Origin of the sequence: Streptomyces sp. NPDC050759 (genome assembly GCF_044456945.1) — a bacterium.
Lineage (GTDB): Bacteria > Actinomycetota > Actinomycetes > Streptomycetales > Streptomycetaceae > Streptomyces.
This window is the reverse complement of the sequence record NZ_JBITGI010000004.1, coordinates 559,184-585,610: the sequence shown is the minus strand read 5'-3', so window position 1 is coordinate 585,610 and position 26,427 is coordinate 559,184. Positions and strand designations below refer to the sequence as shown.

General features: G+C 70.7%; 20 protein-coding genes and 1 pseudogene. 10 read left to right on the top strand and 11 right to left on the bottom strand.

Translation table 11 applies throughout. The features are described 5' to 3' along the window. The first annotated feature begins 63 nt into the window (after positions 1–63). Positions 64–471, top strand: a complete 408-nt coding sequence (locus ACIBJB_RS16230; RefSeq protein WP_398930864.1) for a VOC family protein — start codon at positions 64–66, stop codon at positions 469–471. Here ACIBJB_RS16230 and ACIBJB_RS16225 read toward each other — a convergent pair. From ACIBJB_RS16225 to ACIBJB_RS16210, 4 genes are read right to left on the bottom strand one after another with little or no spacing between them, the layout of a single operon-like run. Continuing rightward, the gene (locus ACIBJB_RS16225) at positions 468–1,136 is read right to left on the bottom strand and encodes a response regulator (protein ID WP_398930862.1); all 669 of its coding nucleotides are present in this window, start codon (positions 1,134–1,136) and stop codon (positions 468–470) included. The genes ACIBJB_RS16230 and ACIBJB_RS16225 overlap by 4 nt on opposite strands. Beyond that, entirely contained in the window at positions 1,133–2,329 is a 1,197-nt protein-coding gene (locus ACIBJB_RS16220; protein ID WP_398930860.1) for a sensor histidine kinase, read from the bottom strand. The genes ACIBJB_RS16225 and ACIBJB_RS16220 overlap by 4 nt, the downstream gene beginning before the upstream one ends. 58 nt (positions 2,330–2,387) lie before the next feature. After that, entirely contained in the window at positions 2,388–3,209 is an 822-nt protein-coding gene (locus ACIBJB_RS16215; RefSeq protein ID WP_398930858.1) for an IclR family transcriptional regulator, read from the bottom strand. Continuing rightward, positions 3,206–3,703 (bottom strand): MarR family winged helix-turn-helix transcriptional regulator, encoded by a 498-nt coding sequence (locus ACIBJB_RS16210; RefSeq protein WP_398930856.1) that lies wholly within the window; start codon positions 3,701–3,703, stop codon positions 3,206–3,208. The genes ACIBJB_RS16215 and ACIBJB_RS16210 overlap by 4 nt, the downstream gene beginning before the upstream one ends. A 108-nt stretch (positions 3,704–3,811) precedes the next feature. On the opposite strand from ACIBJB_RS16210, the gene ACIBJB_RS16205 reads away from it, so the two are divergent. The 4 genes from ACIBJB_RS16205 to ACIBJB_RS16190 are packed head-to-tail and all read left to right on the top strand — an operon-like array spanning position 3,812 to position 7,603. Next, positions 3,812–4,729 carry an SDR family NAD(P)-dependent oxidoreductase gene (locus tag ACIBJB_RS16205; protein WP_398930854.1) on the top strand — a complete coding sequence of 306 codons (918 nt, stop codon included), beginning with the start codon at positions 3,812–3,814 and terminating at the stop codon, positions 4,727–4,729. A gap of 11 nt (positions 4,730–4,740) precedes the next feature. Continuing rightward, positions 4,741–5,616, top strand: coding sequence for an amidohydrolase family protein (locus ACIBJB_RS16200; protein WP_328642026.1), 876 nt, complete (start codon positions 4,741–4,743; stop codon positions 5,614–5,616). A gap of 11 nt (positions 5,617–5,627) precedes the next feature. Beyond that, positions 5,628–7,133 carry an o-succinylbenzoate--CoA ligase gene (menE, locus tag ACIBJB_RS16195; protein WP_398930852.1) on the top strand — a complete coding sequence of 502 codons (1,506 nt, stop codon included), beginning with the start codon at positions 5,628–5,630 and terminating at the stop codon, positions 7,131–7,133. 14 nt (positions 7,134–7,147) lie between these two features. Next, positions 7,148–7,603: a MaoC family dehydratase gene (locus tag ACIBJB_RS16190; RefSeq protein WP_062047903.1), complete on the top strand. Its 456-nt coding sequence runs from the start codon at positions 7,148–7,150 to the stop codon at positions 7,601–7,603. A 75-nt stretch (positions 7,604–7,678) separates the two neighbouring features. Here the strand turns inward: ACIBJB_RS16190 and ACIBJB_RS16185 are convergent, their stop codons facing one another. The 7 genes and pseudogenes from ACIBJB_RS16185 to ACIBJB_RS16155 all read right to left on the bottom strand — a co-directional run. Then, a complete protein-coding gene (locus ACIBJB_RS16185) occupies positions 7,679–9,352 on the bottom strand; it encodes a PHP domain-containing protein (protein ID WP_398930848.1) in 1,674 nt (557 codons plus the stop codon). Between the two features lie 11 nt (positions 9,353–9,363). After that, positions 9,364–11,187, bottom strand: a complete 1,824-nt coding sequence (locus tag ACIBJB_RS16180) for a LamG-like jellyroll fold domain-containing protein (RefSeq protein ID WP_398930846.1) — start codon at positions 11,185–11,187, stop codon at positions 9,364–9,366. 39 nt (positions 11,188–11,226) lie between these two features. Then, positions 11,227–14,151, bottom strand: a complete 2,925-nt coding sequence (locus tag ACIBJB_RS16175) for a glycoside hydrolase family 2 TIM barrel-domain containing protein (protein ID WP_398930844.1) — start codon at positions 14,149–14,151, stop codon at positions 11,227–11,229. Then, on the bottom strand, positions 14,148–14,987 hold the full coding sequence (locus tag ACIBJB_RS16170; protein ID WP_398930842.1) for a carbohydrate ABC transporter permease: 840 nt from the start codon (positions 14,985–14,987) through the stop codon (positions 14,148–14,150). The genes ACIBJB_RS16175 and ACIBJB_RS16170 overlap by 4 nt, the downstream gene beginning before the upstream one ends. Positions 14,988–15,001: 14 nt before the next feature. Continuing rightward, positions 15,002–15,952 (bottom strand): carbohydrate ABC transporter permease, encoded by a 951-nt coding sequence (locus ACIBJB_RS16165; protein ID WP_398930840.1) that lies wholly within the window; start codon positions 15,950–15,952, stop codon positions 15,002–15,004. Then, positions 15,952–17,238 carry an ABC transporter substrate-binding protein gene (locus ACIBJB_RS16160; protein WP_398930838.1) on the bottom strand — a complete coding sequence of 429 codons (1,287 nt, stop codon included), beginning with the start codon at positions 17,236–17,238 and terminating at the stop codon, positions 15,952–15,954. Before ACIBJB_RS16160 ends, ACIBJB_RS16165 begins: the two co-directional genes overlap by 1 nt. Positions 17,239–17,959: 721 nt before the next feature. After that, positions 17,960–18,967: pseudogene (locus ACIBJB_RS16155) on the bottom strand (carbohydrate kinase family protein); the annotation flags it as partial. 127 nt (positions 18,968–19,094) lie between these two features. On the opposite strand from ACIBJB_RS16155, the gene ACIBJB_RS16150 reads away from it, so the two are divergent. The 5 genes from ACIBJB_RS16150 (at position 19,095) to ACIBJB_RS16130 (ending at position 26,422) form a co-directional block, all read left to right on the top strand. Further along, positions 19,095–19,859 carry a DeoR/GlpR family DNA-binding transcription regulator gene (locus tag ACIBJB_RS16150; protein WP_398930836.1) on the top strand — a complete coding sequence of 255 codons (765 nt, stop codon included), beginning with the start codon at positions 19,095–19,097 and terminating at the stop codon, positions 19,857–19,859. A gap of 214 nt (positions 19,860–20,073) precedes the next feature. Beyond that, the gene (locus tag ACIBJB_RS16145) at positions 20,074–21,411 is read left to right on the top strand and encodes a 6-phospho-beta-glucosidase (protein WP_398930834.1); all 1,338 of its coding nucleotides are present in this window, start codon (positions 20,074–20,076) and stop codon (positions 21,409–21,411) included. A 76-nt stretch (positions 21,412–21,487) separates the two neighbouring features. Beyond that, positions 21,488–24,535: an alpha-mannosidase gene (locus ACIBJB_RS16140; protein WP_398930832.1), complete on the top strand. Its 3,048-nt coding sequence runs from the start codon at positions 21,488–21,490 to the stop codon at positions 24,533–24,535. Between the two features lie 3 nt (positions 24,536–24,538). Next, complete coding sequence (locus ACIBJB_RS16135) at positions 24,539–25,789, top strand: alpha-L-fucosidase (protein ID WP_398930830.1); 1,251 nt, start codon at positions 24,539–24,541, stop codon at positions 25,787–25,789. A 111-nt stretch (positions 25,790–25,900) separates the two neighbouring features. Beyond that, complete coding sequence (locus ACIBJB_RS16130; protein WP_398930828.1) at positions 25,901–26,422, top strand: cupin domain-containing protein; 522 nt, start codon at positions 25,901–25,903, stop codon at positions 26,420–26,422. Positions 26,423–26,427 lie beyond the last annotated feature (5 nt).

Genomic DNA, 26,427 nt, shown 5'->3' with positions numbered 1-26,427 from the left:
GGAGGGAGGAATCTCCGGTACCGGTCGCGGGGTTGACCGAGAACACACGATCGAGGAGGCCGTATGTCCGAGGTACCGCCCACAGTCCGTGAACTCCGGCTCGTCGTCACGGCGGAGGACTACGACGAGGCGCTGCGCTTCTACCGGGACGTCCTCGGACTGCCCGAACGGGCCGCGTTCTCCTCACCCGACGGGCGGGTCACCATTCTGGAGGCGGGGCGGGCGACGCTGGAGCTGACCGACCCGAACCATGCGGCGTTCATCGACGAGGTCGAGGTCGGCAGGCGGGTCGCCGGGCACATCAGGGTCGCCTTCGAGGTCGACGACTCGACCGCCACCACCGCCAGGCTGGCCGAGGCGGGTGCGGAGTTGGTCGCCGAGCCGACTCGTACGCCGTGGAACTCCCTCAACTCCCGTCTGGAGGCGCCCGGTTCGCTTCAGTTGACCCTCTTCACCGAACTCGGGGACTAGGGGGAACCCGGCGCCACCAGACCCGTCTCGTACGCACAGATCACCGCCTGGACCCGGTCCCGCAGGCCCAGCTTGCTCAGGACGTTGCTGACGTGGGTCTTCACCGTGTGCTCGCTGACGAACAGCGTCGTCGCGATCTCCGCGTTGGACAGGCCCCGCGCCAGCATCCGCAGGGTCTCCACCTCGCGGGCCGTCAGGACGTCCAGGCGGTCGGGGGTGGCACCGGTGGCGGCCTCCTCGCGGCGGCGGCGCACGATGTCCGCGACCAGGCGGCGGGTGACGGTCGGCGCGAGCAGGGAGTCGCCGCCCGCGACCACGCGGACCGCGTGCACGAGGTCGTCCCGGCGCACGTCCTTGAGGAGGAAGCCGCTCGCGCCCGCGTAGAGCGCGTCGTACACGTACTCGTCGAGGTCGAACGTGGTCAGCATGACCACCTTGCAGCTCGACTGCGCGCACACTTGCCGGGCCGCCTCCAGGCCGTCCATGACCGGCATCCGGATGTCGAGGAGCAGCACGTCGGGGGAGTGCCGGCGCACCGCGTCGACCGCCTCGGCGCCGTCCCCTGCCTCGGCGACCACCTCGATGTCCTGCTGCGCCTCCAGGATCATGCTGAAGCCGCTGCGGACCAGTTCCTGGTCGTCGGCGACGACCACCCGGATGCTCACCCGAGGGCCGCTTCCCGGTCCGCGCCGACGGGCAGTCGTACGACGACCCGGAAGCCCCCCTCCGGACCCCTCCCGGTCTCCGCGCTGCCCCCGCAGGCGGCCGCCCGCTCCCTGAGGCCGATCAGCCCGTGCCCGCCGTCCGAGCGGGCCGGTCCTCTGCCGTCGTCGGTCACCGTGAGGGTCAACTCGTCCTCCGCCCAGTCGAGTTCCACCTGCGCGGAGGAAGCGTACGCGTGCTTGACCGTGTTGGTCAGGGCTTCCTGCACCGCGCGGTAGGCGGCGACCTCGGTGTCCGGGGGGAGGGGGCGCGGCCGGCCGCGTACCCTCAACCCGACGTGCAGGCCCGTCGAGTCGGAGACCTGCCTGACCAGGCCGGGCAGCCCGGCGAGGTCCGGCTGGGGCAGCCTGACGGCACCGCCTCGGCGCTCCTCCTCCTTCAACACCCCGAGGATCCGCCGCAGTTGGGCCATCGCGTCCCGTCCGCTGGCCGCGATGGCGTCGAACGCCGCCTCGGCGCGCTCCGGATCACTGCGCACGACGACCGGGCCCGCCTCCGCCTGGACGACCATCAGGCTCACCGCGTGCGCGAGGATGTCGTGCATGTCCCGGGCGATGCGGGACCGTTCCTGGGCGATGGCCCGCGCGGTCTCCGCGGCCCGCTCCCGCTCCAGCCGGCCGGCGCGGTCCTCGACGGCGGCGGTGTACGCGCGCTGGACGCGGGCCAGCACGCCGAGGCCGTAGGCGCAGATCATGCCGGTGAGGTGGAAGGCGTACTCGAAGGGCTCGGAGTGCTCCTTGTGCTGCATGGTCAGCACGGCCCCGAGCAGCCAGCTCGCCAGCATCGTGCGGCGCTGCCACGGCAGGCCCAGAGCGGCCATCGTGTAGAGGACGACGAAGCCGCCGTAGAGCACGTCGGGCGGTGGCGCGTGGTAGTAGGCCATCGCCGTGGTGGCCGCCGAGACCGCCAGGGCGCACACGTAGGGGGAGCGGCGCCGCCAGATGAGGGGGACGGCGGTGGCGGCCCCCAGCAGCCAGCCCACCAGGCTCAGGCGGTCGTCCCCCTCGTCCGGGAACATCCACTGCAGGGACGCGGCGAACAGCACCAGCACGGCGAGCGCGCTGTCGACGACGTACGGGTTCGTCGTCCTCAGACGGGTCACGACGGGGGCGTACCAGGACCGGGCGGCGGACATGAGCGGCTCCTCGGGGCCGGGGCCGTTCCAGTATCACGACGCCGACGCGGCCGGGACCTCACCGGTGAGAGGGATATCCGGCGCCCGAACGGGGCGGGACCGTGGGCTGCCAGCCCAGTGCCCGCGAGATCCCGAGCGCCGCGAGCCGTACCGCGGGGATCAACGCCGGCACCTGGGCGTCGGCCTGGGGCACCACGACCGACACGGCCGCGACCACCGTCCCGTCGGGCCCGCACACGGGGGCGGCCACCGAGAGGGCGTCGTCGGTGACCTGACGGCTGCTCACCGCGACGCCGGTGCGCCGGACCTCGGCGAGCACCCGGCGCAGTTTCGCCGGTTCGGTGATGGTGTACGGCGTGAAGACGGCGAGTGGGGTCGCGCAGTACTCCTCCTGCTCCCACGGCTCGCAGTGCGCCAGCAGCACCAGGCCGACCCCGGTGGCGTGCAGCGGCCAGCGCGCCCCCACCCTGATGTGCACGCCGACCGAGGAACGCCCCGCGATCCACTCGATGTAGACGACGTCCGAGCCGTCCCGCACCGCCAGCTGCACGTTCTCGTGGGTGGCCTCGTACAGGTCCTCCAGATACGGCAGTGCCAGCTGCCGGAGTGCGACCCCGCGCGGCGCGAGCGCGGCGACCTCCCAGAGGCGGAGCCCGACGTGGTAGACACCGGCGTCGTCGCGCTCCAGCGCGCCCCAGTCGGTCAGCGCGCCCACCAGCCGGTGGGTGGTCGTCAGCGTCAGCCCGGCCCGCCGGCTGATGTCGGTCAGCGACAGCGCCGGGTGGTCGTGGTCGAAGGCGGCGAGCACGGACAGCAGCCGGTCCGGCGCGGTGGGGGTCCCCCCGCGCGAGCCAGGTCGAGAGTGCGGGCGCACGGTCATGGCTGGTCGGCGACCCTCAGCAGGAGGGCCTGGAGCGTCTCGCGCTCCGCGGCGTCGAGCGGGGCGAGCAGGTCGTTGGTCACCCGCCGGCCGGCCTCGTCGGTGCCGCGCAGGAAGGCACGCCCGTCCTCGGTGAGCACGACGATCTTGCTGCGGCGGTCGTCGGGGGAGGGGCGGCGCTCGGTCATGCCCAGCTTCTCCAGGTCGTCGACCAGGCCGACGATCGCGCTGGGGTCGTAGCCGAGCCGGGTGCTCAGCTCCCGCTGGAGGGCGCCCTCGGCTCCGGCGAGATAGCGCAGCACCGCGTAGTGCCGCAGCCTGAGGCCCGACTCCTGGAGGAACGTGTTGAACAACTGACCCGAGCGCAGGCCGAGGCGGTACAGCAGATAACCGGTGTCCGCGTGCAGCCCGCGCATCCACGGCTCCTCCGAGTCGATGGGTTTCGGGGTGACGTGCTGGCGTGTGATGGCGGGCTCCCTGGGTCGGTGCGGCATGCGCATTCCAGCATGACTTACGGACAGGTCTCCAACAACTATTGACGTCAACAATTATTGCTCTTAGCTTCGATCTCGTAGCCGCACCCCATGTGAAGGGACCTCCTCGTGTCCAGCATCGATCTCTCCGGCAAGGTCGCCGTCGTCACCGGCAGCGGCCGGGGCCTCGGCCTCGCCTATGCGCACGCCCTCGCCGCCCACGGCGCCCGCGTGGTCGTCAACGACGTCGACGAGGCGGTCGCCGAGCAGGCCGTGAAGTCCATCGCGGAAGCGGGCGGCACCGCCGTCGCCGAGGTGGTCCCGGTCGGCACCACCGAGGCCGCCGAGCGGCTGGTGAACCGGGCGGTGGAGGAGTTCGGACGGCTCGACATCCTGGTCACCAACGCGGGCATCCTGCGCGACAAGGTGCTGTGGAAGATGACCGACGACGACTTCGACGCGGTGATCACGACCCACCTCAAGGGCACCTTCACCTGCGCCCGCGCCGCCGCCGTCCGCATGCGCGAGCAGGGCGAGGGCGGCTCCCTGATCCTGGTCGGCTCCCCGGCCGGGCAGCGCGGCAACTTCGGACAGACGAACTACGCCGCCGCCAAGGCCGGCATCGCCGCCTTCGCCCGCACCTGGTCCATGGAGCTGGGCCGCGCCGGCATCACCGTCAACGCGATCGTGCCGGTCGCGGCCACCGCGATGACCGAGACCATCCCCGCCTTCGCCCCGTACATCGAGGCCATGCGGAACGGCGAGCCGCTCCCGGACTTCCTCCGCAAGGGCGAGGGCTTCGGCACCCCCGAGGACTGCGCGGCCCTCGTCCCCTTCCTCGCCTCCGAGGCCGCCCGGGGCATCACCGGGCAGGCCATCGGCATCGGCGGCGACAAAGTGGCACTCTGGTCCCATCCGCAGGAGATCAGGGCGGCCTACGCCGACGGCGGCTGGACCCCCGACACCTTGGCCGACGCCTTCCCGACGTCGGTGGGCGCCGAGCTCCAGACGGTCGGCATCCCGGCACCGAAGCTTCCGGAGGCGTGATGGACCTCTCCATGAACGTCGAGGACCTGGTCGCGATCGACGTCCACACCCACGCGGAGGTGTCCTCCAAGGGCCACTCCTCCCTGGACGACGACCTGCACGACGCCTCCTCGGCCTACTTCAAGGTCGAGGGCAAGCGGAAGCCGACCCTTGAGGAGACCGCCGCCTACTACCGCGAGCGGAAGATGGCCGCCGTGATCTTCACGGTGGACGCCGAGTCCGCGACCGGCACGGCGCCGGTCCCGAACGAGGAGGTCGCCGAGGCCGCGGCCGCCAACTCCGACGTCCTCATCCCCTTCGCGTCCATCGACCCGTTCCGGGGTAAGGCGGGCGTGAAGCAGGCCCGGCGCCTGGTCGAGGAGTACGGGGTGAAGGGCTTCAAGTTCCACCCCAGCATCCAGGGCTTCTTCCCCAACGACCGCTCGGTGGCCTATGCCCTCTACGAGGTGATCGAGGAGACCGGCACCATCGCCCTCTTCCACACCGGCCAGACCGGCATCGGCGCGGGCGTCCCCGGCGGGGGCGGCATCCGCCTGAAGTACTCCAACCCCCTCCACGTGGACGACGTCGCGGCCGACTTCCCGCACCTCAAGATCATCCTGGCGCACCCGTCCTTCCCCTGGCAGGACGAGGCCCTCGCCGTCGCCACGCACAAGCCGGGCGTGCACATCGACCTGTCCGGCTGGTCGCCGAAGTACTTCCCGCCGCAGCTCGTGCAGTACGCGAACACCCTGCTCAAGGACAAGGTCCTCTTCGGCTCCGACTTCCCCGTCCTCACCCCCGACCGCTGGCTCGCCGACTTCGAGAAGCTGTCGATCAAGGACGAGGTGAAGCCGAGGATCCTCAAGGAGAACGCCGCCCGGCTGCTCGGGCTCACCAAGCCATAAGGGGCCTGAAGATGCGCAACGAGGGACTGGGCTCGTGGCCCGCACGCCGGGCCCGCAAGACCCCGCACCGCACCGCCCTGATCCACGGCGACACGCCGTTCACGTACGCCGAACTGCACACCCGCGTCACCCGCCTCGCGCACGCCCTGCGCGCCCGGGGCATCCGGCGCGGCGACCGCGTCGCCTACCTCGGCCCGAACCACCCCTCCTACCTGGAGACGCTGTTCGCGGCCGGCGTCCTGGGCGCGGTCTTCGTCCCCCTCAACACCCGCCTCGCCGGACCGGAGATCGCCTACCAGCTCTCCGACTCCGGGGCCAGGGCACTGGTCTACGGCCCCTCGCACGCGGGGCTCGTCGCCGGACTGCCGGGCAGCACCGATGTCCGTACGTACGTCGAAGTCGGCGCCGAGTACGAGCGATTGCTCGCCGAGTCGGCGGCGGAACCGATCGACGAGCCGGTCACGGCCGACGACACCTGCATCATCATGTACACCTCGGGCACGACCGGCCGCCCCAAGGGCGCCATGCTCACCCACGGCAACCTGACCTGGAACGCGATCAACGTCCTGATCGACCACGACCTGGTCGCCGACGAACGCGCCCTGGTGTCGGCCCCGTTGTTCCACACGGCGGGCCTGAACATGCTGACGCTGCCCGTGCTGCTGAAGGGCGGCACCTGTGTCCTGGTCGAGGCCTTCGAACCGAACGCGACCTTCGACCTGATCGAACAGCACCGGATCACCTTCATGTTCGGGGTGCCGACGATGTTCGAGCAGGTGGCGAGGCACCCGCGCTGGGCGGACGCGGACCTGTCCTCCCTGCGGATCCTGACCTGCGGCGGCTCCCCGGTGTCGACCCCGCTGATCGCCGCGTACCAGCAGCGCGGGCTCACCTTCCTCCAGGGCTACGGCATGACCGAGGCCTCTCCCGGAACCCTGTTCCTGGACGCCGAGCACGCCATCAGCAAGGCGGGTTCGGCGGGCGTACCGCACTTCTTCAGCGATGTCCGGGTCGTACGGCCGGACCTGGCGCCCGTCGACGTCGGCGAGACCGGCGAGGTCGTGCTCCGCGGGCCGCACGTCATGCCCGGCTACTGGGGGCTGCCCGAGGAGACCGCCGCCTCCTTCGCGGACGGCTGGTTCCGCAGCGGGGACGCGGCCCGCGTCGACGAGGACGGATACGTCTTCATCGTCGACCGCATCAAGGACATGATCATCTCCGGCGGCGAGAACATCTACCCCGCCGAGATCGAGGACCTGCTCCTCGGCCATCCGGACATCGCCGAGTGCGCGGTCATCGGTGTCCCGGACGACAAGTGGGGCGAGGTGCCGCGGGCGGTCGTCGTGCCGCGCGAGGGCGCCGCGCCCGACCCCGACGAGGTGCTGGCCTCCCTGGCAGGACGGCTCGCCAAGTACAAGATCCCCAAGTCGGTGGTGATCGCGGACGAACTCCCGCGCACCGCCTCCGGCAAGCTCCTCAAGTCCCGGGTGCGCAAGCGCTTCGGCTCCCACTCCTAGACAAGGACAGCTACATGAGCGTCACCGTCAACGGCCTCGACGAACTGAAGAAGCTCGCCGGCAGCGACCTCGGCACCAGCGAGTGGATCGAGGTCACCCAGGAGCGCATCAACACGTTCGCCGACGCCACGGGCGACCACCAGTGGATCCACGTGGACCCCGAGAAGGCGGCGGCAGGCCCCTTCGGCGCGCCCATCGCGCACGGCTACCTCACCCTCTCGCTGTTCATCCCGCTCTTCACCGAGCTGCTGGACGTCCAGGGCGTCACCACGAAGGTCAACTACGGCCTGAACAAGGTCCGTTTCCCCTCACCGGTGAAGGTGGGCTCGCGCATCCGCCTCGTCGCCAAGCTCACGGACGTCGAGGAGGTCCCGGGCGGTGTGCAGGTCACCGTCGACGGGGCGATCGAGATCGAGGGCGGGGCCAAGCCGGCCGCGGTGCTGCAGAGTCTGTCGCGCTTCTACGCCTGACGGTCCGCGTACAACAGGGCCGTCGACAGAGCGCACACCCCGGGCGGGATCATCTCCGCCCGGGGTGCGCCCTCGTCAGGCGCCCGCCACGTCGACGAAGACGGGGTTGGAGTAGAACCACGTGTCCGCCCACGGGTCACCGTTGCCGGGCTCGTGCGGAATCGGACCGTGCGGGTCGACCGAGGCGCCGAGATACCCCGTACCGTGCCGCTTGCCGTCGCTGCCGCGCAGCCGGACGTAGAAGGACTCGTCCCCGGCGGTCAGCGGGATGCGCAGGGTGTACGTCCCCTTCCGGCCGGACACGTCCTTCGTCTGTACGACCCTGGTGTCGGGCGCCTTCCAGCTGTCCCGGTCGCTCACCGGACCGCGCACCGCGCCCCGGATCACGTCCACGTGCGCCAACTCCGGCAGGATGCCCTGGGGGTTGGCCCGGGAGGCGCTGGTGACGGTGACGTACAGCGTGATCTTCTCGCCCTTGCGGACCCGCAGCCGACCGCCCAGCGTGACACCGCGCCCGGAGTCGCAGTCCCGCTTCACCCGCACATCGAGTCCGTCGAGCAGATGCCCGTGGTCCACCCAGACCCGGCCCGCGCGCAGGCCCGCCATCACCGCGCGGTAGCCGAAGCGGGTCACGCCGACGTGGGTGCGGCTGAACTCGCCCGGCCAGAAGTCGCTGCCGGGCTGCGGGGTGTCGGTGTTCACCGGGTCGGGCAGTTTGCCGGTGTTGTCGAAGTTCTGCCCGGCCGGCCAGTCGCCGTTCTTCCAGGTGTCGAAGACGGTGCGGTGGTTGTCGGAGTTCGTGGAGATCGAGAACAGGCTGCCTTCTGCCAGCATCGAGTCCCACAGCCCGCCGACGGTCGCCGTCGCCCAGTCGAAGCCGCCGTACGTCAGGTACGCGTCCGTCGGATAGCCCGACCACGACTGCGCCGACGGCTTGTTCTCGTACTCGCCGCGGATCGAGGTGGCCCCGCGCCAGCCGGGGAGCGCCGCGCCCTGGGCGCCCGGCGCGCCCTCCATGCCGATCATGATCTCGGGGGCCGCGTCCCGCCAGCCCCGCATCTCGTGCGGGGAGTCGATGCCGAGCCGCAGCGGGTGGTTGGCGAGCACGAGGACGTCGTCGACGTAGCCCGAACGGCGCTGCTCCGCCAGCCACTTGATCGCCTTGACGGCGTGGGCCTCGTTGCGCGCGGTGTCGGCGGCGCCCACGGACCCCTCGGTGTAGCCCAGGAGCTTGCCGTCGTAGGCGAGCTCGAACTGGGTGAGCAGGTCGGTCTCGTGCGGTCCTGGGGCCGCGAACACCGTGCAGTGCTCGGCGGCCGGGATGTACCACTCCAGGCCCTGGAAGATCAGCTGGCGCGGGTTCTCCGCGCGGGCCTTGACGATCTCCGCGTGCTCCAGCTTGGCGCCGTAATAGGCGTGTCCGAAGTTGGAGTGCTCGTTGAACACCATCCAGTCGAGGCCGTATTTGGCGGCGGCCTGCGCCTGCTGGGAGAACGTGTACTTCGCGTCGTGGCTGTACACGGAGTGGACGTGGTGGTCGCCCACCAGGTAGGCGAGGCGCGGGTCGTCGCCGCCGAAGCCCGGCTTCCCGGAGGAGGCGAAAGCGGGGGTCGCCGCCGAGCCGAGTGCGAACGCGGCGCCGAACAGGCCGGCGCGGCGCAGGAGTCCGCGTCTCGACACGCCCTGGGCGTCGAGGTCGGCGGGGTTGACGGAGGGGTCGGCCCAGGAGGGCAGTTGCTGCTCGTTCATGGTGATTCCCGTCAGTGAGTCATGAAGGAAGTGACGGGCAGCGCCCGTGAGACGATCCGGACATCGCCGAGCCGGCCGTGCAGGATCTGGTCGATCTTGTCGGCGTACTCGTAGCCGCCGAGCAGCCAGGGCAGACCCACCGAGGTGATGCCGACGGCGGGCGCCTTCGGGTTGCGGACCGCCGGGCAGCCCTGGACGTACAGCGTGGAGTGCTTGCCGTCGTTGACGAGGGCGAGGTGCCACCAGGTCTCCAGCGGGGTCTCCTGGCCCCAGTTGGTGGCGATGCCCTGCTGGTTGAGCGGGCGCATGGCCCACTGCGGCTCACGGTCGTTGGAGAGCGAGAGGGTGGCCAAAGGCTCGTCGGGGTCGTCCGCGGTCTTGCCCGCGGCGCCACCGGTACCGGTCCGGCTGACCAGGCCCGACCAGGCGTTGTGGTCCGGGTCCCAGTCCGCGGGGAGCCGGTAGAACGCCTCGATGGTGTAACCGTTCTCGAAGGTCGCCCTGTTGAGCGGGGCCCCGTCGACCGTCTTCAAATACGCGCCCTTGAGCGGCGACTTGTAGCCCTGGAACTCCAGGCTGCCGTGGCCGGGCTGGTCGGGGTGATGGTCGGCGGACCAGCCCAGTGAGCCGCCGCCGACCGACACCACGGTGAGGTCGTTGCCGCGGCCCGAGAGGTCACGGACCGTGCCGGAGACCGCCGACTCGAAGCGCCAGTACGCGGCCGTACCCGGCACGAGCATGGTGGCCGCCGGCCGCGCCGCCCGCGCCGGCACCGGAGCGAAGCCGGCGAACCGCGAGGCGAAGTCGATGTCGACGGAGAACCGGTCGGCGTCGCCGCTGAGTTCGATCTCCTGCCGCTCCAGCTCGTTGAGCCCCTTCGAGGCCCGGCCAAGGATCCACGGGGAGACCGTCTCCACGTCGATCACGTCACGGTCGAGGTCGAAGCGGTACAGGCGGATCATGGCGGCGCCGCCGAAGTACCGGTTCTGGTAGTTCGTCAGGTGCAGGTGGACGTCGTTTCCCGCGGTGTTCTGGCGGGTGGCCCGGCCGGCCGGCCAGTAGTGCCCGTTGAGGGTGAGGAAGATCTGGTCGTGGTCCTTGACCAGCCGGTCCCACAGCTGCTGACCGTAGTCCGAGAGGGTGTCGTCCTCGACGACCAGCTCGTGTGTGGTCAGGACGACCGGCGTCCTCGGGTGGGCGGCCAGGACGCTCTTCGCCCAGGCGTACCCCTGGTCCGACAGGCGCCAGTCCAGCGCGAGCACCATCCACTCGCGGCCCGCGGCCTCGAAGAGGTGGTACGTGTTGTAGCCGTCGGGCGAGGCTCCGCCGAAGGTCCTGCTGCCCTTGAACCGGTCGGGACCGAACTCGTCCAGGTACGGCGTGGCACCGCGCTGGTCGGTGGTGGACGACTTCACGTCGTGGTTGCCCGCGAGGACGCTGTAGCCGACACCCCGGCGGTCGAGCAGCTCGAACGCCTCGCCGATCGCGGCGAACTCGGGTGCCGCGCCGTTCTGCGTGAGGTCGCCGAGGTGGGACAGGAAGACGATGTTCTCGTCCTTCCCGTGTTCCAGCAGATACCGCAGCGAGGCCTCGACGGGGGCCTTGTCGATGCTCGGCCCGTCGAAGAGGTACTGCGTGTCGGGCATGACGGCGAGCGTGAACCGCCGGCTCCGGGTGTCGGGACGATGCGCGGTCACCGCGGCCTCGGCCACGGTCGGCAGTGCGACCCCGGCCGTGGCGGCCGCGCCCAGCAGTGCCGTCGCCCGCAGGAAACTGCGCCGTCCGGCACCGGCCTGGGCGGCCTCGCCCTGATCGTGCTCATGCGAAGTACACACGTGTGCTCCGTTACAAGGGAAGTGAAGAAGAAGGGGGATTCAGAGCGCGCGCAGAGCCCAGCTCCAGCGATGGACGCCCGGCGCGACGAGATAGGAGGCGGTGGTGTCCGGTCCGCAGGAGGCGGTGCCGAGGCCGCGGTGGGCCGCGTCGATGTGCACGACACAGCCCGCCCGCGGGACGAGTTCGTCGTGGTGTGTGGCGCCGGTGAGGTCCGCGGCGCGGTACCGGCTCACGCCGACCTGGCGCGGTTCGTCCAGGACGACCGCGAGGCCGGTGGCGTCCGGCGCGGAGAGCGTGAAGTGCCGTACGCCGTGCCGGCCGCCGCTTTCCTGCGGGCGCAGATAGGGGGTGAACAGGTCGTCCACGGGTACGGAGTGATGGCCGACGGGCGCTCCGAAGGCGCGGTCCGGATACGACTCCCAGGGGCCCTGTCCGAACCACTCCATCAGGTCGAGACCGCCGACCGTCTCGAAGACGGAGCCGACCCGCGCCACGTCGTCGAGCCCGTCCGGCAGCTCGGCCGACTCCGCGACGTGGATTCCGCCCTCGACCGCGGTGAGGACCTGCAGATGGCGGACGACGCCGGCCTCACAGGCGTACTCGGCCTGCACGGTGACCTGTCCGGGGCTGTGCCGTACGTCCGTGACCTTGCGCACCAGGGCGTCGAGTCCCCAGTCACGCCAGCGCGGTGCCATGCCGCCGAGCTCGTCGTTGTCGGTGGGCGCCCGCCACAGGGAGAGCGTGGGCGCGGAGGTGAGCAGGGGGTGGACCAGGAGACCGTCGTCGTCGACCTCGACGGAACGGTTCTGCACCCGCACCGGAGTCTGCCGGACCGCCTCCCGCAGCCGCACCTGCGGCACGCACACCACCGTCCCGCGCGGCGCCCAGGGCTCGTCCCCGGCGGTCGTCACCCGGAGCGTCAGCCACGCCTCGCCGCCCTCCTCGGGCAGTTCGAACGGCAGCGGTACCGCCGCCGTCTCACCGGGCCGCAGATCGGGCAGTTCGGCGGGGGCGGTCAGCGTGCGGCCGTCGGCGAGCGCGAGCTCCCACTCGCCGGTCAGCCAGGACAGGCCCCGGAAGTGCTGGTGGTTGCCGAGCACGATGCCCTCGTGCCGGAAGCACTCGATGCGCACCGGCGCCGCGATCTCCCGGTGCTCGTACATCACCGGCTTCGGCGTGCGGTCGGGGAAGACCACGCCGTCCGCGATGAAGGCGCCGTCGTGCAGGAGCTCGCCGAAGTCGCCGCCGTACGCCCAGCGGTGGCCGGGCGCGGCGACACCGTTGTCATAGAGCCCGACGCCCCCACGTCCGACCGGTCTGCCGTCGTTCACACGCTGCAGAATGCCGTGGTCCCAGAACTCCCAGATGAACCCGCCCTGAAGACCTGGCGTTGACTCGATGGCGGCCCAATGGTCCGCGAGCGTGCCGTTGCTGTTGCCCATGGCATGGGAGTACTCGCACCAGATCAGGGGCTTGGTCTGCCGCCCGGAGAGCGCGTGCTCCACACACTCCTCCAGCGAGGCGTACATGGGGCAGGCGATGTCGGTCGCGTCACCGGTCGCCGCCCAGTCGAGCTTGGCCGCCCCCTCGTACTGGATCGGCCGCGCCGGATCGTGCCGGCGCACCCACCCGGCGGCCGCATCGTGATTGGCCCCGTAGTCGGACTCGTTGCCCAGCGACCAGATGATCACCGACGGATGGTTCTTGTCCCGCAGCACCATCCGCGAGACCCGGTCCACGAAGGCGTTCAGATAGCGCGGGTCGTCGGCGATCTCGTGGGCGTGGTCGTGGGACTCGATGTCCGCCTCGTCGACGACGTAGAAACCGAGTTCGTCGGCGAGGTCGTAGAGGGCGGGATCATTCGGGTAGTGGGAGGTGCGGATCGCGTTGAACCCGAAGCGCTTCAGCGTGATCAGATCCGCGCGCATGTCGTCGTACGACACCGTCCGCCCCGTCAGGGGGTGGAAGTCGTGCCGGTTCACGCCCCGGACGAAGATCCGCTCGCCGTTGACCAGCAGGTCCCGGCCGGTGATCTCGACGTCCCGGAAGCCGGTCCGGTGCCGTGAGGTGTCGGCGACCGTGCCGTCGGCGCGGTGCAGCCGGACGGTGAGGGAGTACAGCTCGGGTGTCTCGGCGTTCCAGGTGCGGACGTCCTCCACGACGGTCCGCAGCCGTGCCTCGCCGAGGAAGTCGGAGACCCGCTCGTCCTCGGCGTTGAACCGGTCGAACTCAGCGTCCTGAGTGAGCAGTTGCCCCTCCAGCTCACCGCTGACGTACCACCCCTCGGGCAGCGCGCCGCCCGCGTCCCGCACCCGGCAGTCCACCCGCAGCTCGCCGCTGTGGGACGCCCGCACGGTCACGTCCGCCAGATGCAGCGGATCCGTCGCGTACAGCACCACGGACCGGGTGATCCCGCCGTGCCACCACTGGTCCTGGTCCTCGATGTGCGAGGCGTCCGACCACTTGACCACCGTCAGTCGTACGACGCTCCGCGCGCCGGCGCGCACATGTGGCGTGAGATCGAACTCGGCCCCCAGATGGGAGTCCTTGGAGACGCCGACGGGCCGCCCGTCCACGTGCACGAGGAGCACGCTCTCGGCGGCCCCGACCTGGAGCACGATCCGGCGGCCGGCCCACTCGGCGGGGACGTCCACCTCACGCTCGTAGACGCCCGTCGGGTTGGCCGCGGGGGAGTGGGGCGGGTACTCGGGGAACGGCATCCGCACGTTCGTGTACTGCGGCAGGTCGTCGGTGCCCTGCACGGTCCAGGCTCCCGGCACGTACGCCGAGGACCAGGAGCCGCCGACCGGCGCGTCCGGAGCGGGCAGCAACTGGAAACGCCAGTCGCCGTCCAGGGGGAGTTCTCCGGAGCGCCGGTCGACGGCGTTCATGGGCAGCCGTCCCCAGGAGGTCACCTCGGGTGCCTCCCAGGGGCGCAGGGCGATCAGGGGATCGTCCGTCATCCGCGCACGGCCCCCTTGGCGAGGTCGCCGATGATCTGCTTGGCGCCGACGGCGAACACGATCAGCAGCGGGACGAGGGCGAGCAGGGCACCGGTCATCACGATGCCGTAGTCGGTGGTGCCGTGGGTGCCGTTGAGCTGGGACAGCGCGACCTGGAGGGTCACGTTGTCGGGGTTGGTGAGGGCGATCAGGGGCCAGGCGAAGTCATTCCACTGGCCCATGAAGGTGAAGATGCCGAGGAAGGCGAGACCGGGGCGGACCACCGGCAGCGCCACGTGCCAGTACTGGCGCAGGAAGTGCGCGCCGTCCAGCTTGGCGGCGTCGAGCAGCTCGTCGTGGATGGCGGACTTCATGTACTGGCGCATCCAGAAGATGCCGAAGGCGTTGGCCGCGGCCGGCACGATCAGCGCGGTCATCGAGCCGATCCAGCCGATCTTCGCCATGATCACGAACTGCGGGATGACCGACAGCTGCGCCGGCACCATGAAGATGACCATGAGCAGCCCGAACAGCACGTTCTTGCCCGGGAACTCGAACTTGGCGAAGACGAAGGCCGCGAGCGAGTCGAAGAGCAGGACGAGGAAGGTCACCGACACCGCGACCAGCAGCGAGTTCCACATCGACCCGAAGAAGTCGACGGCGTCGAAGAGGTTGCGGACGTTCTCCAGGAAGTGCGTGCCCGGCAGCAGTTTCGGCGGGTACGCGAAGATCTCCGACGAGCTGTGCGTCGACATGATCACGGCCCAGTAGAACGGGAAGGCCGAGAGCACGGTGCCGACGATCAGCGGGAGGTGCAGCGCGATCCCTCTGCGGCGGGATCCCTTGATGGCAGCCATGATGCGTGCCCTTCCTAGTCGCCGCGGCGCTGCACGAGGCGCCAGTTGATGATCGAGAAGAGGACGACGACGAGGAAGATGCCCCACGCCACCGCGGCGCCGTACCCGAAGTCGTTGTTGTCGAAGGTCTGCTGGAAGAAGTAGAGGACCATCGTCTGGCCCGAGTGGCCGGGCCCGCCCGCGAACGTCGAGTCGTTGGACGAGGTCTGCAGCAGGACCTGCGGTTCGGAGAAGCTCTGCAGGCCCGTGACGGTCGAGACGACGAGCACGAACAGCAGCGTGGGCCGCAGCAGCGGGAGCGTGATCCGGAAGAACGTCTGGATCGGACCGGCGCCGTCCATGCGCGCCGCCTCGTACAGCTCGCCCGGGACGGTCTGCAGTCCGGCGAGGAAGATGATGGCGTTGTAGCCGGTCCACTGCCAGGTCATCAGGGCGGCGATGGTGACCTTGATGCCCCATGGCGTGTTCAGCCAGGCGACCTGGTCGATCCCGACCGCGTGCAGGACGGCGTTCACCACGCCCGCGTTGGTGGAGAAGATCGAGCCGAAGACGATGGCGATCGCGACGACGGAGGTGACGTTCGGCAGGAAGTACGCGACGCGGTACAGGCCCTTGAACCGGACCGCGGAGTTGAGCATCACGGCCGTGACCATCGCCAGGAAGATCATGGGGAAGGTGGCCAGCGCCCAGATGATGAGCGTGTTCCCGATCGAGTTCCAGAAGTCGCTGTCGCTCAGCAGGTACTGGTACTGCGAGAGCCCCGCCCACTCCATCGAGCCGAGGCCGTCCCAGCGGTGGAAGGACAGGTAGAGCGAGAAGCCGACCGGGAACAGGCCGAAACCGAGGAAGATCAGATAGAAGGGCGAGATCGCGGCGTAGAGGTGCCAGTACTTGCGCAGCCCCTTCTTGGGCCGCGTGGGCGAGGGCTGCACCACCGCGGGCGGAGTCTGCTCGAGGACGGCCATCAGTAGCTCACCCCCAGGTGCTTCGCGATGCGACGGCACTTGCTCATGGCGTCACTCCAGGCCTTCTTGGGGTCCTTGCCGAGGACACCGACGTTCTTGATCTCGTCCTTGATGGGCTGCCCGAGCGCGACATCGAACGGACTGTTGTAGGCGACCACGATCTTCTGCGCGGCCGGCCCGAAGATGTCGGTCGTGACCTGGCCGCCGAAGTACGGATCGGGCTCCCGCATCTGCTTCAGGCCGTACGAGGCGGGCGTGGAGGGGAAGAGGCCCGCGTCCACGTAACCCTGCGCCTGGTTGGACGCGTCGAGCATCCAGGTGATGATCTCGAAGGCCCGCTCGGGCTCCCGGCACGCCTTGGTGATGGCCAGGAACGATCCGCCGTTGTTGGCGGGCCGCACCGGCATCTGGGCGACCCGGTACCTGCCCTTGGCCTTCGGCACACCGTTCTTGATGTCGAAGGCCGCCCAGGAGGCGCCCAGTTCGCTGGGCAGCTTGCCGTCCTGCTTGGCCGACAGCTGGTCCGGGGTGCCGCTCACGAGGTCGGAGACGATCCCGCGGCGCTTGGCCTCCACGGCGAGCGCCCAGGCGCGGCGTACATGCTCCTGGTCGCCGATGAAGTGGCGGTCCTTGTCGACGTACCGCTTGGAGCCCTGCTGTACGACGTTCTCGAACACGGAGTTGACGTCGGTGAGCAGCATGGTCCCCGGGATCCGCTTCTTGAGCTGCTCACCCGCGGCGAAGTAGTTCTCCCAGGTGTTCAGCTCCTGGGACACGTCGTCCGGTTCGTACGGCAGCCCCGCCTTGCGGAAGATCTCGTACTGGTAGAAGTGTCCGACCGGTCCGCAGTCGATCGGGAAGCCGACCATCGTGCCGTCGTCGGCGATGCCCTGGTCCCACTTCCAGGACAGGTACTGGCTCTTGTACTTCTCCGCGCCCAGCGTCCGCAGGTCGATGAACTGGTCCGCGTTCGGCAGGTAGGCGGCCATGTCCTCGCCCTTGAGCCCCGCGATGTCGGGAATGTGGGCCCGGCCGGTGATGGTGGTGATGAGCTTGGAGCGGTACTGGCCGCCGATCTGGATGGCGTCCAGGCTCACGGAACTGCCGTAGCGGGCCTTGGCGTTCTTCACGACGGTGTCGCTCAGACCGCCGCTCCAGTACCAGAGGACCATGTTCCGGCCGGTCGAACCGGTCGGAACGGCGCAGCCGGTGGCCAGGCCGCCGAGTGCCGTGGCGGCTGTACCGCCCATGCCCGCGCGGAGCAGGCCTCTTCGTGAGAGCCGCACAGCTCCCACCGCCTTTCGGATCTTTTCGGGACGTGCATGGGGGGATTGCGTGGGAGTCGCGGGGTCAGTGCTGCCGCGCGCTGTCGGGTGGGGTGACGGGCGGTTGCGCGGTCTGCGGGGTGTCCCGGGTGGCCGGGGAGTGCTCGGCCTGCGGGGTGTCCCGGGTGGCCGGGGAGTGCTCGGTCTGCGGGGTGTCCCGGGTGGCCGGGGAGTGCTCGGCCTGCGGGGTGTCCTGGGTGGCCGGGGAGTGCTCGGCCTGCGGGGTGTCCGGGGAGACCGGGGAGTGCTCGGCCTGCGGGGTGTCCGGGGAGACCGGGGCGTGCTCGGCCGACGGGGGCTTCGGGGCTGTCTGCGGGGTGTCCTGGGTGGCCGGGGCGTGCTCGGCCTGCGGGGTGTCCAAGGAGATCGGGGCGTGCTCGATCGACGGGGTCTTCGGGGCGGTCGACGGGCGGTCGGTCGTCGGGCTGTCCGGTTCGGAGGGTGCCGGCTGGGTGGGCAGGTGGTCGGCTGCCGGGCTGTCCGGTTCGGCGGGCGTCGGCCGGGTCGGCGGGTGTCCGGACGCCGGGTCGGAGAGTGCCGGCCGGGTCGGCGGGTGGTGGGCCCCCGAGGCGACCGGCGCGAAGGGTGCCGGCCGGTTCGGCGGGTGGCCGGCCCCCGAGGTGACCGGCGCGAAAGGCGCAGGCTGGGCCGCCGGGGTGACCGGCGCGAACGGTGCCGGCCGGGCCGGCGGGGTGACCGGCGCGTAGTGGACCGGTGGGCCCACGTCCGCCGGGATCCGGTCGGCCAGGAAGCCGTACGCCCGCTTCAGGTCGGGGTCCGTCAGCGAGCGCCACCAGCGGTCGACGCCGTACCAGCCGGGGGCCGCCAGGGCGCCGCCGTGGTGGCCCACGGAGAGTCCGGCCGACAGGACGGCGAACCGCAGCCGTTCCTCCAGCGGCCAGCCGCCGAGCGAGGCCGCGACGAAGCTCGCGCCGAAGACGTCACCCGCGCCCGTGGCGTCGAGGACGTCGACGGCGAGGGCGGGGACGTCCGCGTACTCGCCGGTGGTCTGGTCGACGGCGACCGCGCCGTCCCCGCCCCGCGTGACCACGGCCACCGGCACCAGCTCGGAGAGCGTGCCGAGGGCCGCGACCGCGCTGTCGGTGCGGGTGTAGGCCATCGCCTCGGTCTCGTTGGGGAGGAAGGCGTGGCACAGGGCCAGCTGATCGAGGAGGTCGGTGGACCACACCTGGGTGGGGTCCCAGCCGACGTCCGCATAGATCTGCGTGCCGTTCGCTGCGGCCTTGGAGAGCCAGGCGCGCGGCTCGGCCTCCAGGTGCACCAGGGCCGTGCGCGCCTCGGGCGGGTCGCCCATCAGCGCGTCCTGGGAGTACGGCGGTTCCTGGCCGTGGGTGACCAGGGCGCGGTCGTCACCGTGGGCCAGCGCGACGGTGACGGGGGTGTGCCAGCCGTCCGCGACCCGGGAGAGCGAGAGGTCGACACCTTCCTGGCCCGCGAGGATCTCCTGGCAGTGGGCGCCGTAGAAGTCGTCGCCGAAGACCGTGGCCAGGGAGGTGCGCAGGCCGAAGCGAGAGGCTGCGACGGCCAGGTTGGCGATGCCGCCGGGGCCGCTGCCCATGCCGGTCGTCCAGATCTCCTCGCCCGGCGTCGGCGGCTTTCCCAGACCCGTCAGGACGAGGTCGTAGAAGAGCAGCCCGGTCAGCAGCACCTCGGGCCGATCGTCGTCCACGTGAGCGCCTCTCGTCAAAACTCGTCAATTTCGATGACGGGAATCGTGCGCCGCTCGGCGAGATTGGTCAATACCCAAGCAGAACTGAGCATGGAAATGATTGAAGATGACGAGTAGTGTTCACGGCGTGCTGGCTGAACGACGACACCAACTCATCCTGCGGGCCCTGCGCTCAGGTGGCCCCGCTGCCGTGACGGATCTCTCCGAGCAACTCGGTGTGAGCCCCGCCACCATCCGGCGTGACCTCGTCAAGCTGGAGGAGGACGGACTGCTCACCCGCGTCCATGGCGGCGCGCGCGCCGAGGAGGGCGACCAGCCCTTCGAAGAGGTCGCCGAGGTCCGGGTGGCCGAGAAGGACGCCATAGCCGCCCGCGCCGCGGCGCTGGTCCAGGACGGCCAGTCCGTGCTGCTCGACATCGGCACCACCGCCTACCGCCTGGCCCGGCAGCTGCACGGCCGCCGGCTCACCGTGATCACCAGCAACCTGGTGGTCTACGAGGAGCTCGCCGACGACGAGGGCATCGAGCTGGTGCTGCTCGGCGGCATGGTCCGCCGCGAGTACCGCTCCCTGGTCGGCTTCCTCACCGAGGACAACCTCCGCCAGCTGCACGCCGACTGGCTCTTCCTCGGCACCAGTGGAGTGCGCCCCGGTGGGCAGGTGATGGACACGACGGTCGTCGAGGTGCCGGTCAAGCGGGCCATGATCAAGGCGAGCGACAAGACCGTCCTGCTCGCCGACACGGCCAAGTTCCCGGGCACGGGCATGGCGAAGGTCTGCGGACCGGAGGACCTGGACGTGGTGGTGACGAACGCGCCGGTCGACGCGGCGACCCGCGCCTCCCTGGAGGAGGCGGGCGTCGAGGTGGTCCTGGCAGGAAAGGTACAAGCTTGAATCCCGTTCCCCGGAATCGAACGAGATTCCTGGCTCACGCCGCTCGACCGCTCGGTGGGCGACCGGGTCGTATGCGATCGACGCCGGCCGGGTCGACGCCGGCCCGGGTACTCGGAGCAGGTGCAAGGACACAGCGCGTGCTCGGTTCTCGCGACGCGCTGTGTGGAGATGACTCGTCCCAGCCTGAACGCCGGGGCATTTTTGGAGGCACCCGGTGAAACTGACGATTCTTGGCGGCGGCGGCTTCCGGGTCCCGCTCGTGTACGGCGCGCTGCTGACGGACCGCGCCGAGGGCCGGGTGACCGAGGTCGTCCTGCACGACCTGGACGCCGGCCGGCTCTCCGCGGTCGGCCGGGTCCTCGCCGAACAGGCGGCGGCCGTCCCCGGCGCGCCCACGGTGACCACCACGACCGACCTCGACGAGGCCCTGCGCGGCGCCGACTTCATCTTCTCGGCGATCCGCGTCGGCGGCCTGGAGGGACGTGCCGACGACGAGCGGGTGGCCCTCGCCGAGGGCGTCCTCGGCCAGGAGACGGTCGGCGCGGGCGGCATCGCCTACGGCCTGCGCACGGTCCCGGTGGCCGTGGACATCGCCCGGCGCGTGGCCCGCCTCGCCCCCGACGCCTGGGTCATCAACTTCACCAACCCGGCTGGCCTGGTCACCGAGGCCATGTCCCGTCACCTCGGCGACCGTGTCATCGGCATCTGCGACTCCCCGGTCGGCCTCGGCCGCCGTATTGCGCGCGTGCTCGGCGCCAACCCCAACGAGGCCTGGATCGACTACGTCGGTCTCAACCACCTCGGCTGGGTCCGCGGCCTGAAGATCGCCGGCCGGGACGAGCTGCCCCGCCTGCTCGCCGACCCCGACCTGCTCGGCTCCTTCGAGGAGGGCAAGCTCTTCGGCGTCGACTGGCTCCAGTCCCTCGGCGCGATCCCCAACGAGTACCTGCACTACTACTACTTCAACCGCGAGGCCGTCCGCTCCTACCAGCAGGCCGAGAAGACCCGCGGCGCCTTCCTCGCCGACCAGCAGGCGCGGTTCTACGACGAGGTCGGCGCCCCCGGCGCCAAGGCGCTGGACGTCTGGGACCGCACGCGTGCCGAGCGCGAGGCCACCTACATGTCCGAGAACCGGGAGACGGCCGGCGCCGGAGAACGCGACGCCGACGACCTCTCCGGGGGCTACGAGAAGGTCGCCCTCGCCCTGATGCGGGCCATCGCCCGCGACGAGCGCACCACCCTGATCCTCAATGTCCGCAACCAGGGCACGCTCTCCGTGCTCGACCACGACGCCGTCATCGAGGTGCCCTGCCTCGTCGACGCCAACGGCGCCCACCCGGTCTCCGTCGCACCGCTGCCCGACCACGCCACCGGCCTGGTCTGCTCGGTCAAGGCCGTCGAGCGGGAGGTGCTGGCGGCCGCCGAGTCCGCCTCGCGTGCGACCGCGGTGAAGGCCTTCGCGCTGCACCCGCTGGTCGACTCCGTCAATGTCGCCCGCAAGCTGGTCGAGGGCTACACCTCGGTGCATCCCGGGCTCGCGTACCTTAAGTAGCGTCCGTCCTTTAGAAAGCGCTTTCCCCTCGCCTGTCGGCCCCACAGCTCGCTCTCTCCCTCCCTGGAGACCCTTCATGCACGACGAACGCCGCCGCATCGAGGAGCGCGTCCAGCGCGCCCACGACCAGCGCATCACGCCCGCGATCTACGCGGCCACCGTCCCCTTCGAGGTCGAGGCCTGGCAGGCGCCGGGCGAGCCGGTCTCCTTCGAGGAGGCCGCGGCCGCCCGCTACACGCCCTTCGCGATGGACACCCTCTGGGGCCCGCCCTGGGGCACCACCTGGTTCCGGATGCGCGGCCGGGTGCCCGCCGAGTGGGCCGGCAGGCGCGTCGAGGCGGTCATCGACCTCGGCTTCGTCGGCGACTGGCCCGGCAACCAGGCCGAGGCCCTGGTCCACCTCGCCGACGGCCGCCCCCTGAAGGCCGTCAACCCGCTCAACCAGTACGTCCCCATCGCCAATCCGGCGAACGGCGGCGAGGAGATCGACTACCTGGTCGAGGCGGCCTCCAACCCGGACATCCTCAAGGACAACTTCTCCAAGGTCACGCCGATGGGCGACAAGCTCACGGCCGGCTCCGCGCCCCTCTACACCTTCCAGCGCGCCGACCTCGCCGTCCTCGACGAGGAGGTCTTCCACCTCGACCTGGACCTGCAGGTGCTGCGCGAGCTCATGGTCCACCTCGCCGAGCACGAGCCCCGCCGCCACGAGATCCTGCACGCCCTGGACCGGGCCATGGACGCCCTCGACCTGGACGACGTCTCCGGCAGCGCGGCGGCGGTCCGCGAGGTCCTCGCACCCGTGCTGGCCAAGCCCGCCCACGCCAGCGCGCACACGGTCTCCGGCGTCGGCCACGCCCACATCGACTCCGCCTGGCTCTGGCCCATCCGCGAGACCAAGCGCAAGACGTCCCGCACCTTCTCCAACGTCACCGCGCTCGCCGACGAGTACGACGACTTCATCTTCGCCTGCTCCCAGGCCCAGCAGTACGAGTGGGTCCGCGACAACTACCCGCACGTCTGGGCCCGCATCCAGGACTCCGTGAAGAAGGGCCAGTGGGCCCCGGTCGGCGGCATGTGGGTCGAGGCCGACGGCAACCTGCCCGGCGGCGAGGCCATCGCCCGCCAGCTCATCCACGGCAAGCGGTTCTTCATCGAGCACTTCGGCGTCGAGACCAAGGGCGTCTGGCTGCCGGACTCCTTCGGCTACACCGCCGCCTACCCGCAGCTCGCCAAGCTGGCCGGCAACGACTGGTTCCTCACCCAGAAGATCTCCTGGAACCAGACCAACAAGTTCCCCCACCACACCTTCTGGTGGGAGGGCATCGACGGCACCCGGATCTTCACCCACTTCCCGCCCGTCGACACCTACAACGCCCGCTTCAGCGGCGAGGAGATGGACCGCGCGGTCCGCAACTACAACGAGAAGGGCGGCGGAACGCGCTCCCTGGCCCCCTTCGGCTGGGGCGACGGCGGTGGCGGCCCCACCCGCGAGATCATGGAGCGGGCGCGACGCCTCGCCGATCTGGAGGGCTCGCCCAAGGTCGTCGTCGAGCACCCCGACGAGTTCTTCGCCAAGGCCCGCGAGGAGTACCCCGACGCCCCGGTCTGGGTCGGCGAGCTCTACCTCGAGCTGCACCGCGCCACCTACACCTCGCAGGCCCGCACCAAGCAGGGCAACCGGCGCTCCGAGCACAAGCTGCGCGAGGCCGAGCTGTGGGCGACGACGGCCGCGCTGCACGCGCCGGGCTACGCGTACCCGTACGAGAAGCTCGACCGCCTGTGGAAGACGGTCCTGCTGCACCAGTTCCACGACATCCTGCCGGGCTCCTCGATCGCCTGGGTGCACCGCGAGGCGGAGGCCGAATACGCCCGCGTGGCCGCGGAGTTGGAGGCGCTGACCGCCGAGGCGGTGGCCGCGCTGGGCGCCGGTGGCACCCGGGTCTTCAACACCAGCCCGTTCGACCGGGCCGAGGTGGTCCGCACGTCCGAGGGCGCACTGGCGTACGTCGAGGTGCCCGCGAGCGGCAGCGCGCCGCTGACGAACGCGGAGCCCGCCCGGGCCGTGAAGGCCGAGGGTCGGGTCCTCGACAACGGTCTGGTGCGCGTGGAGGTGGCGGAGGACGGCACCCTGTCGTCCGTGTACGACCTGCGTGCCCAGCGCGAAGTCCTGGGTGACAAGGGCAACCTGCTCCGCCTGCACACCGACCTCCCGAACTACTGGGACGCCTGGGACATCGACAAGCACTACAACAACCGGTACACCGATCTCCTGGAGCCCACGTCGGTCGAGGTCGTCTCGGCGGACCCGCTGCTGGGCGCGATCCGTGTGACGCGGGCCTTCGGCAAGGGCTCGACGATCACCCAGACCATCACCCTGCGCGCCGGCAGCCCCCGGATCGACTTCGAGACCGAGATCGACTGGCACGAGGCCGAGAAGATCCTCAAGGCGGCCTTCCCGGTGGACGTCCGGGCCGCGCACTCCTCCGCGGAGATCCAGTTCGGCCACATCCAGCGGCCCACGCACACCAACACCAGCTGGGAGGCGGCCCGCTTCGAGGTCTCCGGCCACCGCTGGGTGCACGTCGGCGAACCGGGCTACGGCGTCGCCGTGCTGAACGACTCCACCTACGGCCACGACGTCTCCCGTACCGTCCGGGAGGACGGCGGTACGACGACCACGGTCCGGCTCAGCCTGGTCCGCGCCCCGCGCATCCCGGACCCTGAGGCCGACCAGGGCACGCACCGCTTCACCTACGCGCTGCTGCCCGGCGCGAGCATCGAGGACACCGTCGCCGAGGGCTACTCCCTCAACCTCCCGCTCCGGGTGGCGGACGCGGCCGGTGCCCCCAAGCCGGTCGTCTCGGTCGACGGCGAGGGCGTGACCGTCGAGGCGGTCAAGCTCGCCGACGACGGGTCCGGTGACGTCGTGGTCCGGCTGTACGAGTCGGGCGGCGGTCGCGCCCAGGGCGTGCTGCGCACGGGCTTCCCGCTCGCCGGCGCCCAGGTCACCGACCTGCTGGAGCGCCCGCTGGAGGACGAGACGGCCGAGGTCGCCGACGGCGGTGTGCCCGTCTCGCTGCGGCCGTTCCAGGTGCTGACGCTCCGCCTGCGGAGGGGGTGACCCGTGACGATGCAACCCTGGTTCACCGACGCCAAGTTGGGGATTTTCATCCACTGGGGCATCTACGCCGTGGACGGCGTCCAGGAGTCCTGGTCGTTCTACGACGACATCGTCCCGCACGATCAGTACATGTCCCAGCTGGAGCGTTTCACGGGGGCCAAGTACGACCCCCGTGCGTGGGCCGACCTGTTCGCCCGGGCCGGCGCCAGGTACGCCGTGCTGACGACCCGTCACCATGACGGTGTGGCCCTGTGGGACACGGAGTACGGCGACCTGAACCTCGGCAAGGACTACGTCGGCCCCTACGCCGAGGCCCTGCGCGAGAAGGACCTCAAGGTCGGCTTCTACTACTCCCACTCCGACTGGAACCACCCGGACTACGCCTCCACGCGCAAGCCGGGCCGCCCGCCGGAGCAGGAGGACAACCGCTACTCCGAGGTCGCCGCCGAGGACGAGGACCTGGCGGCCTGGGAGCGGTTCATCGCCTACCGGGACGGCCAGATCCGGGAGCTCGCCTCCCGCTACCGGCCCGACCTGATGTGGTTCGACGGCGAGTGGGACCGCAGCGAGGAGCAGTGGCGCATCCCCGAACTCGCCGCGCTCATACGGTCGTACGTGCCGGACGTCGTCTTCAACGCGCGGATGCTCAGCGAGGGCGACTACGCCACCCCCGAACAGGGCGCTCCCATCGAACCGCCCGACGGTCCCTGGGAGTTGTGCCTGACGATCAATGACTCGTGGGGTTACCAGCACCACGATCACCACCACAAGTCACTCGCTCAGCTGATCCGCTACTTCACCGAGACCATCGGCGGGGGCGGCAATCTGCTGCTCGACGTCGGCCCGAGGGAGGACGGCACCATCCCCGAGCCTCAGGTGGAGCGCCTGGAGGGTCTGGGGGAGTGGATCCGCAAGCACTCCGAGGCCGTGTACGGGACCGTGCGCGGGCTGCCCGCGGGGCACCACTACGGGCCGAGCACGCTCTCCGCGGACCGCCGCACCCTCTACCTCACCCTGTTCGACGTCCCGCGTGCCGAGATCGGGGTACGCGGCCTGGCCACACCGGTCCGCAAGGTCACCGTCCTCGGCACCGGTACCGAGCTGGCGCACCAGGTGGTCGGCGGGCTGCACGAGGCGGTCGGAGTGCTGTGGATCGATCCGCCGGCCGGCGCGGACCTCGATCCCTACGCCACGGTGCTGGCGGTCGAGCTGGACGGGGAGCTGGAGCTGTACCGGGGGTCGGGGCGGTTCTGAGGCTCCTCGCCCGAGGCCCGTGAGGCGGGGCACCCGAGCCGGAATTGACCCATGATTCCGGCCGGGAAATGCCCCCCGCCGCCGGTCGGTCGGCTCCGTAACGTCGTAGGCATGACGACGACGAAGAAGAACGAGCTCGCGCGGACCACGGACTTCCCCCCGATCCTCACCCGCGCCGCCGACGCCGAGACGACCCGCGACCCGAGCAGCGTGATGACGCTCCTCGCGGACTCCGACCACACCGGCGGGCGGCTCACCGGCTACCGGTCGACCTTCGCCGAGGGTGCGGTCGGCGCGCCCGCGCATCTGCACACCAGGGCCTCCGAGATGTTCTTCGTGATCGACGGAGCGCTCCAGGTGCTGGTGGGCGAGGAGATCACCGTCCTGGAGGCGGGCGACTTCCTCGTGGTGCCGCCGCACACCCCGCACGCCTTCGCCGCCGCGCCCGGCAGGACGGCCGACGTGCTGTTCGTCTTCACGCCGGGCGCGGGCCGCTTCGACTACCTGCGGCTGCTCGGCCGGGTGATGCGCGGCGAGGCCGATCCGCAGGAGATCAAGGACTCCTCGGCGCGGTTCGACAACCACTACGTCGACAGCCCGGTGTGGCGCGAGGCGCTCGCGGCACGGGGCTGAGGGAG

Excerpts from the sequence above, each read along its gene's own strand:
- ACIBJB_RS16230 (WP_398930864.1), top strand. The coding sequence starts at position 64 with ATGTCCGAGGTACCGCCCACAGTCCGTGAACTCCGGCTCGTCGTCACG.
- ACIBJB_RS16220 (WP_398930860.1), bottom strand. The coding sequence starts at position 2,329 with ATGTCCGCCGCCCGGTCCTGGTACGCCCCCGTCGTGACCCGTCTGAGG.
- ACIBJB_RS16215 (WP_398930858.1), bottom strand. The coding sequence starts at position 3,209 with ATGACCGTGCGCCCGCACTCTCGACCTGGCTCGCGCGGGGGGACCCCC.
- ACIBJB_RS16210 (WP_398930856.1), bottom strand. The coding sequence starts at position 3,703 with ATGCCGCACCGACCCAGGGAGCCCGCCATCACACGCCAGCACGTCACC.
- ACIBJB_RS16200 (WP_328642026.1), top strand. The coding sequence starts at position 4,741 with ATGAACGTCGAGGACCTGGTCGCGATCGACGTCCACACCCACGCGGAG.
- menE (WP_398930852.1), top strand. The coding sequence starts at position 5,628 with ATGCGCAACGAGGGACTGGGCTCGTGGCCCGCACGCCGGGCCCGCAAG.
- ACIBJB_RS16190 (WP_062047903.1), top strand. The coding sequence starts at position 7,148 with ATGAGCGTCACCGTCAACGGCCTCGACGAACTGAAGAAGCTCGCCGGC.
- ACIBJB_RS16185 (WP_398930848.1), bottom strand. The coding sequence starts at position 9,352 with ATGAACGAGCAGCAACTGCCCTCCTGGGCCGACCCCTCCGTCAACCCC.
- ACIBJB_RS16175 (WP_398930844.1), bottom strand. The coding sequence starts at position 14,151 with ATGACGGACGATCCCCTGATCGCCCTGCGCCCCTGGGAGGCACCCGAG.
- ACIBJB_RS16170 (WP_398930842.1), bottom strand. The coding sequence starts at position 14,987 with ATGGCTGCCATCAAGGGATCCCGCCGCAGAGGGATCGCGCTGCACCTC.
- ACIBJB_RS16165 (WP_398930840.1), bottom strand. The coding sequence starts at position 15,952 with ATGGCCGTCCTCGAGCAGACTCCGCCCGCGGTGGTGCAGCCCTCGCCC.
- ACIBJB_RS16140 (WP_398930832.1), top strand. The coding sequence starts at position 21,488 with ATGCACGACGAACGCCGCCGCATCGAGGAGCGCGTCCAGCGCGCCCAC.
- ACIBJB_RS16130 (WP_398930828.1), top strand. The coding sequence starts at position 25,901 with ATGACGACGACGAAGAAGAACGAGCTCGCGCGGACCACGGACTTCCCC.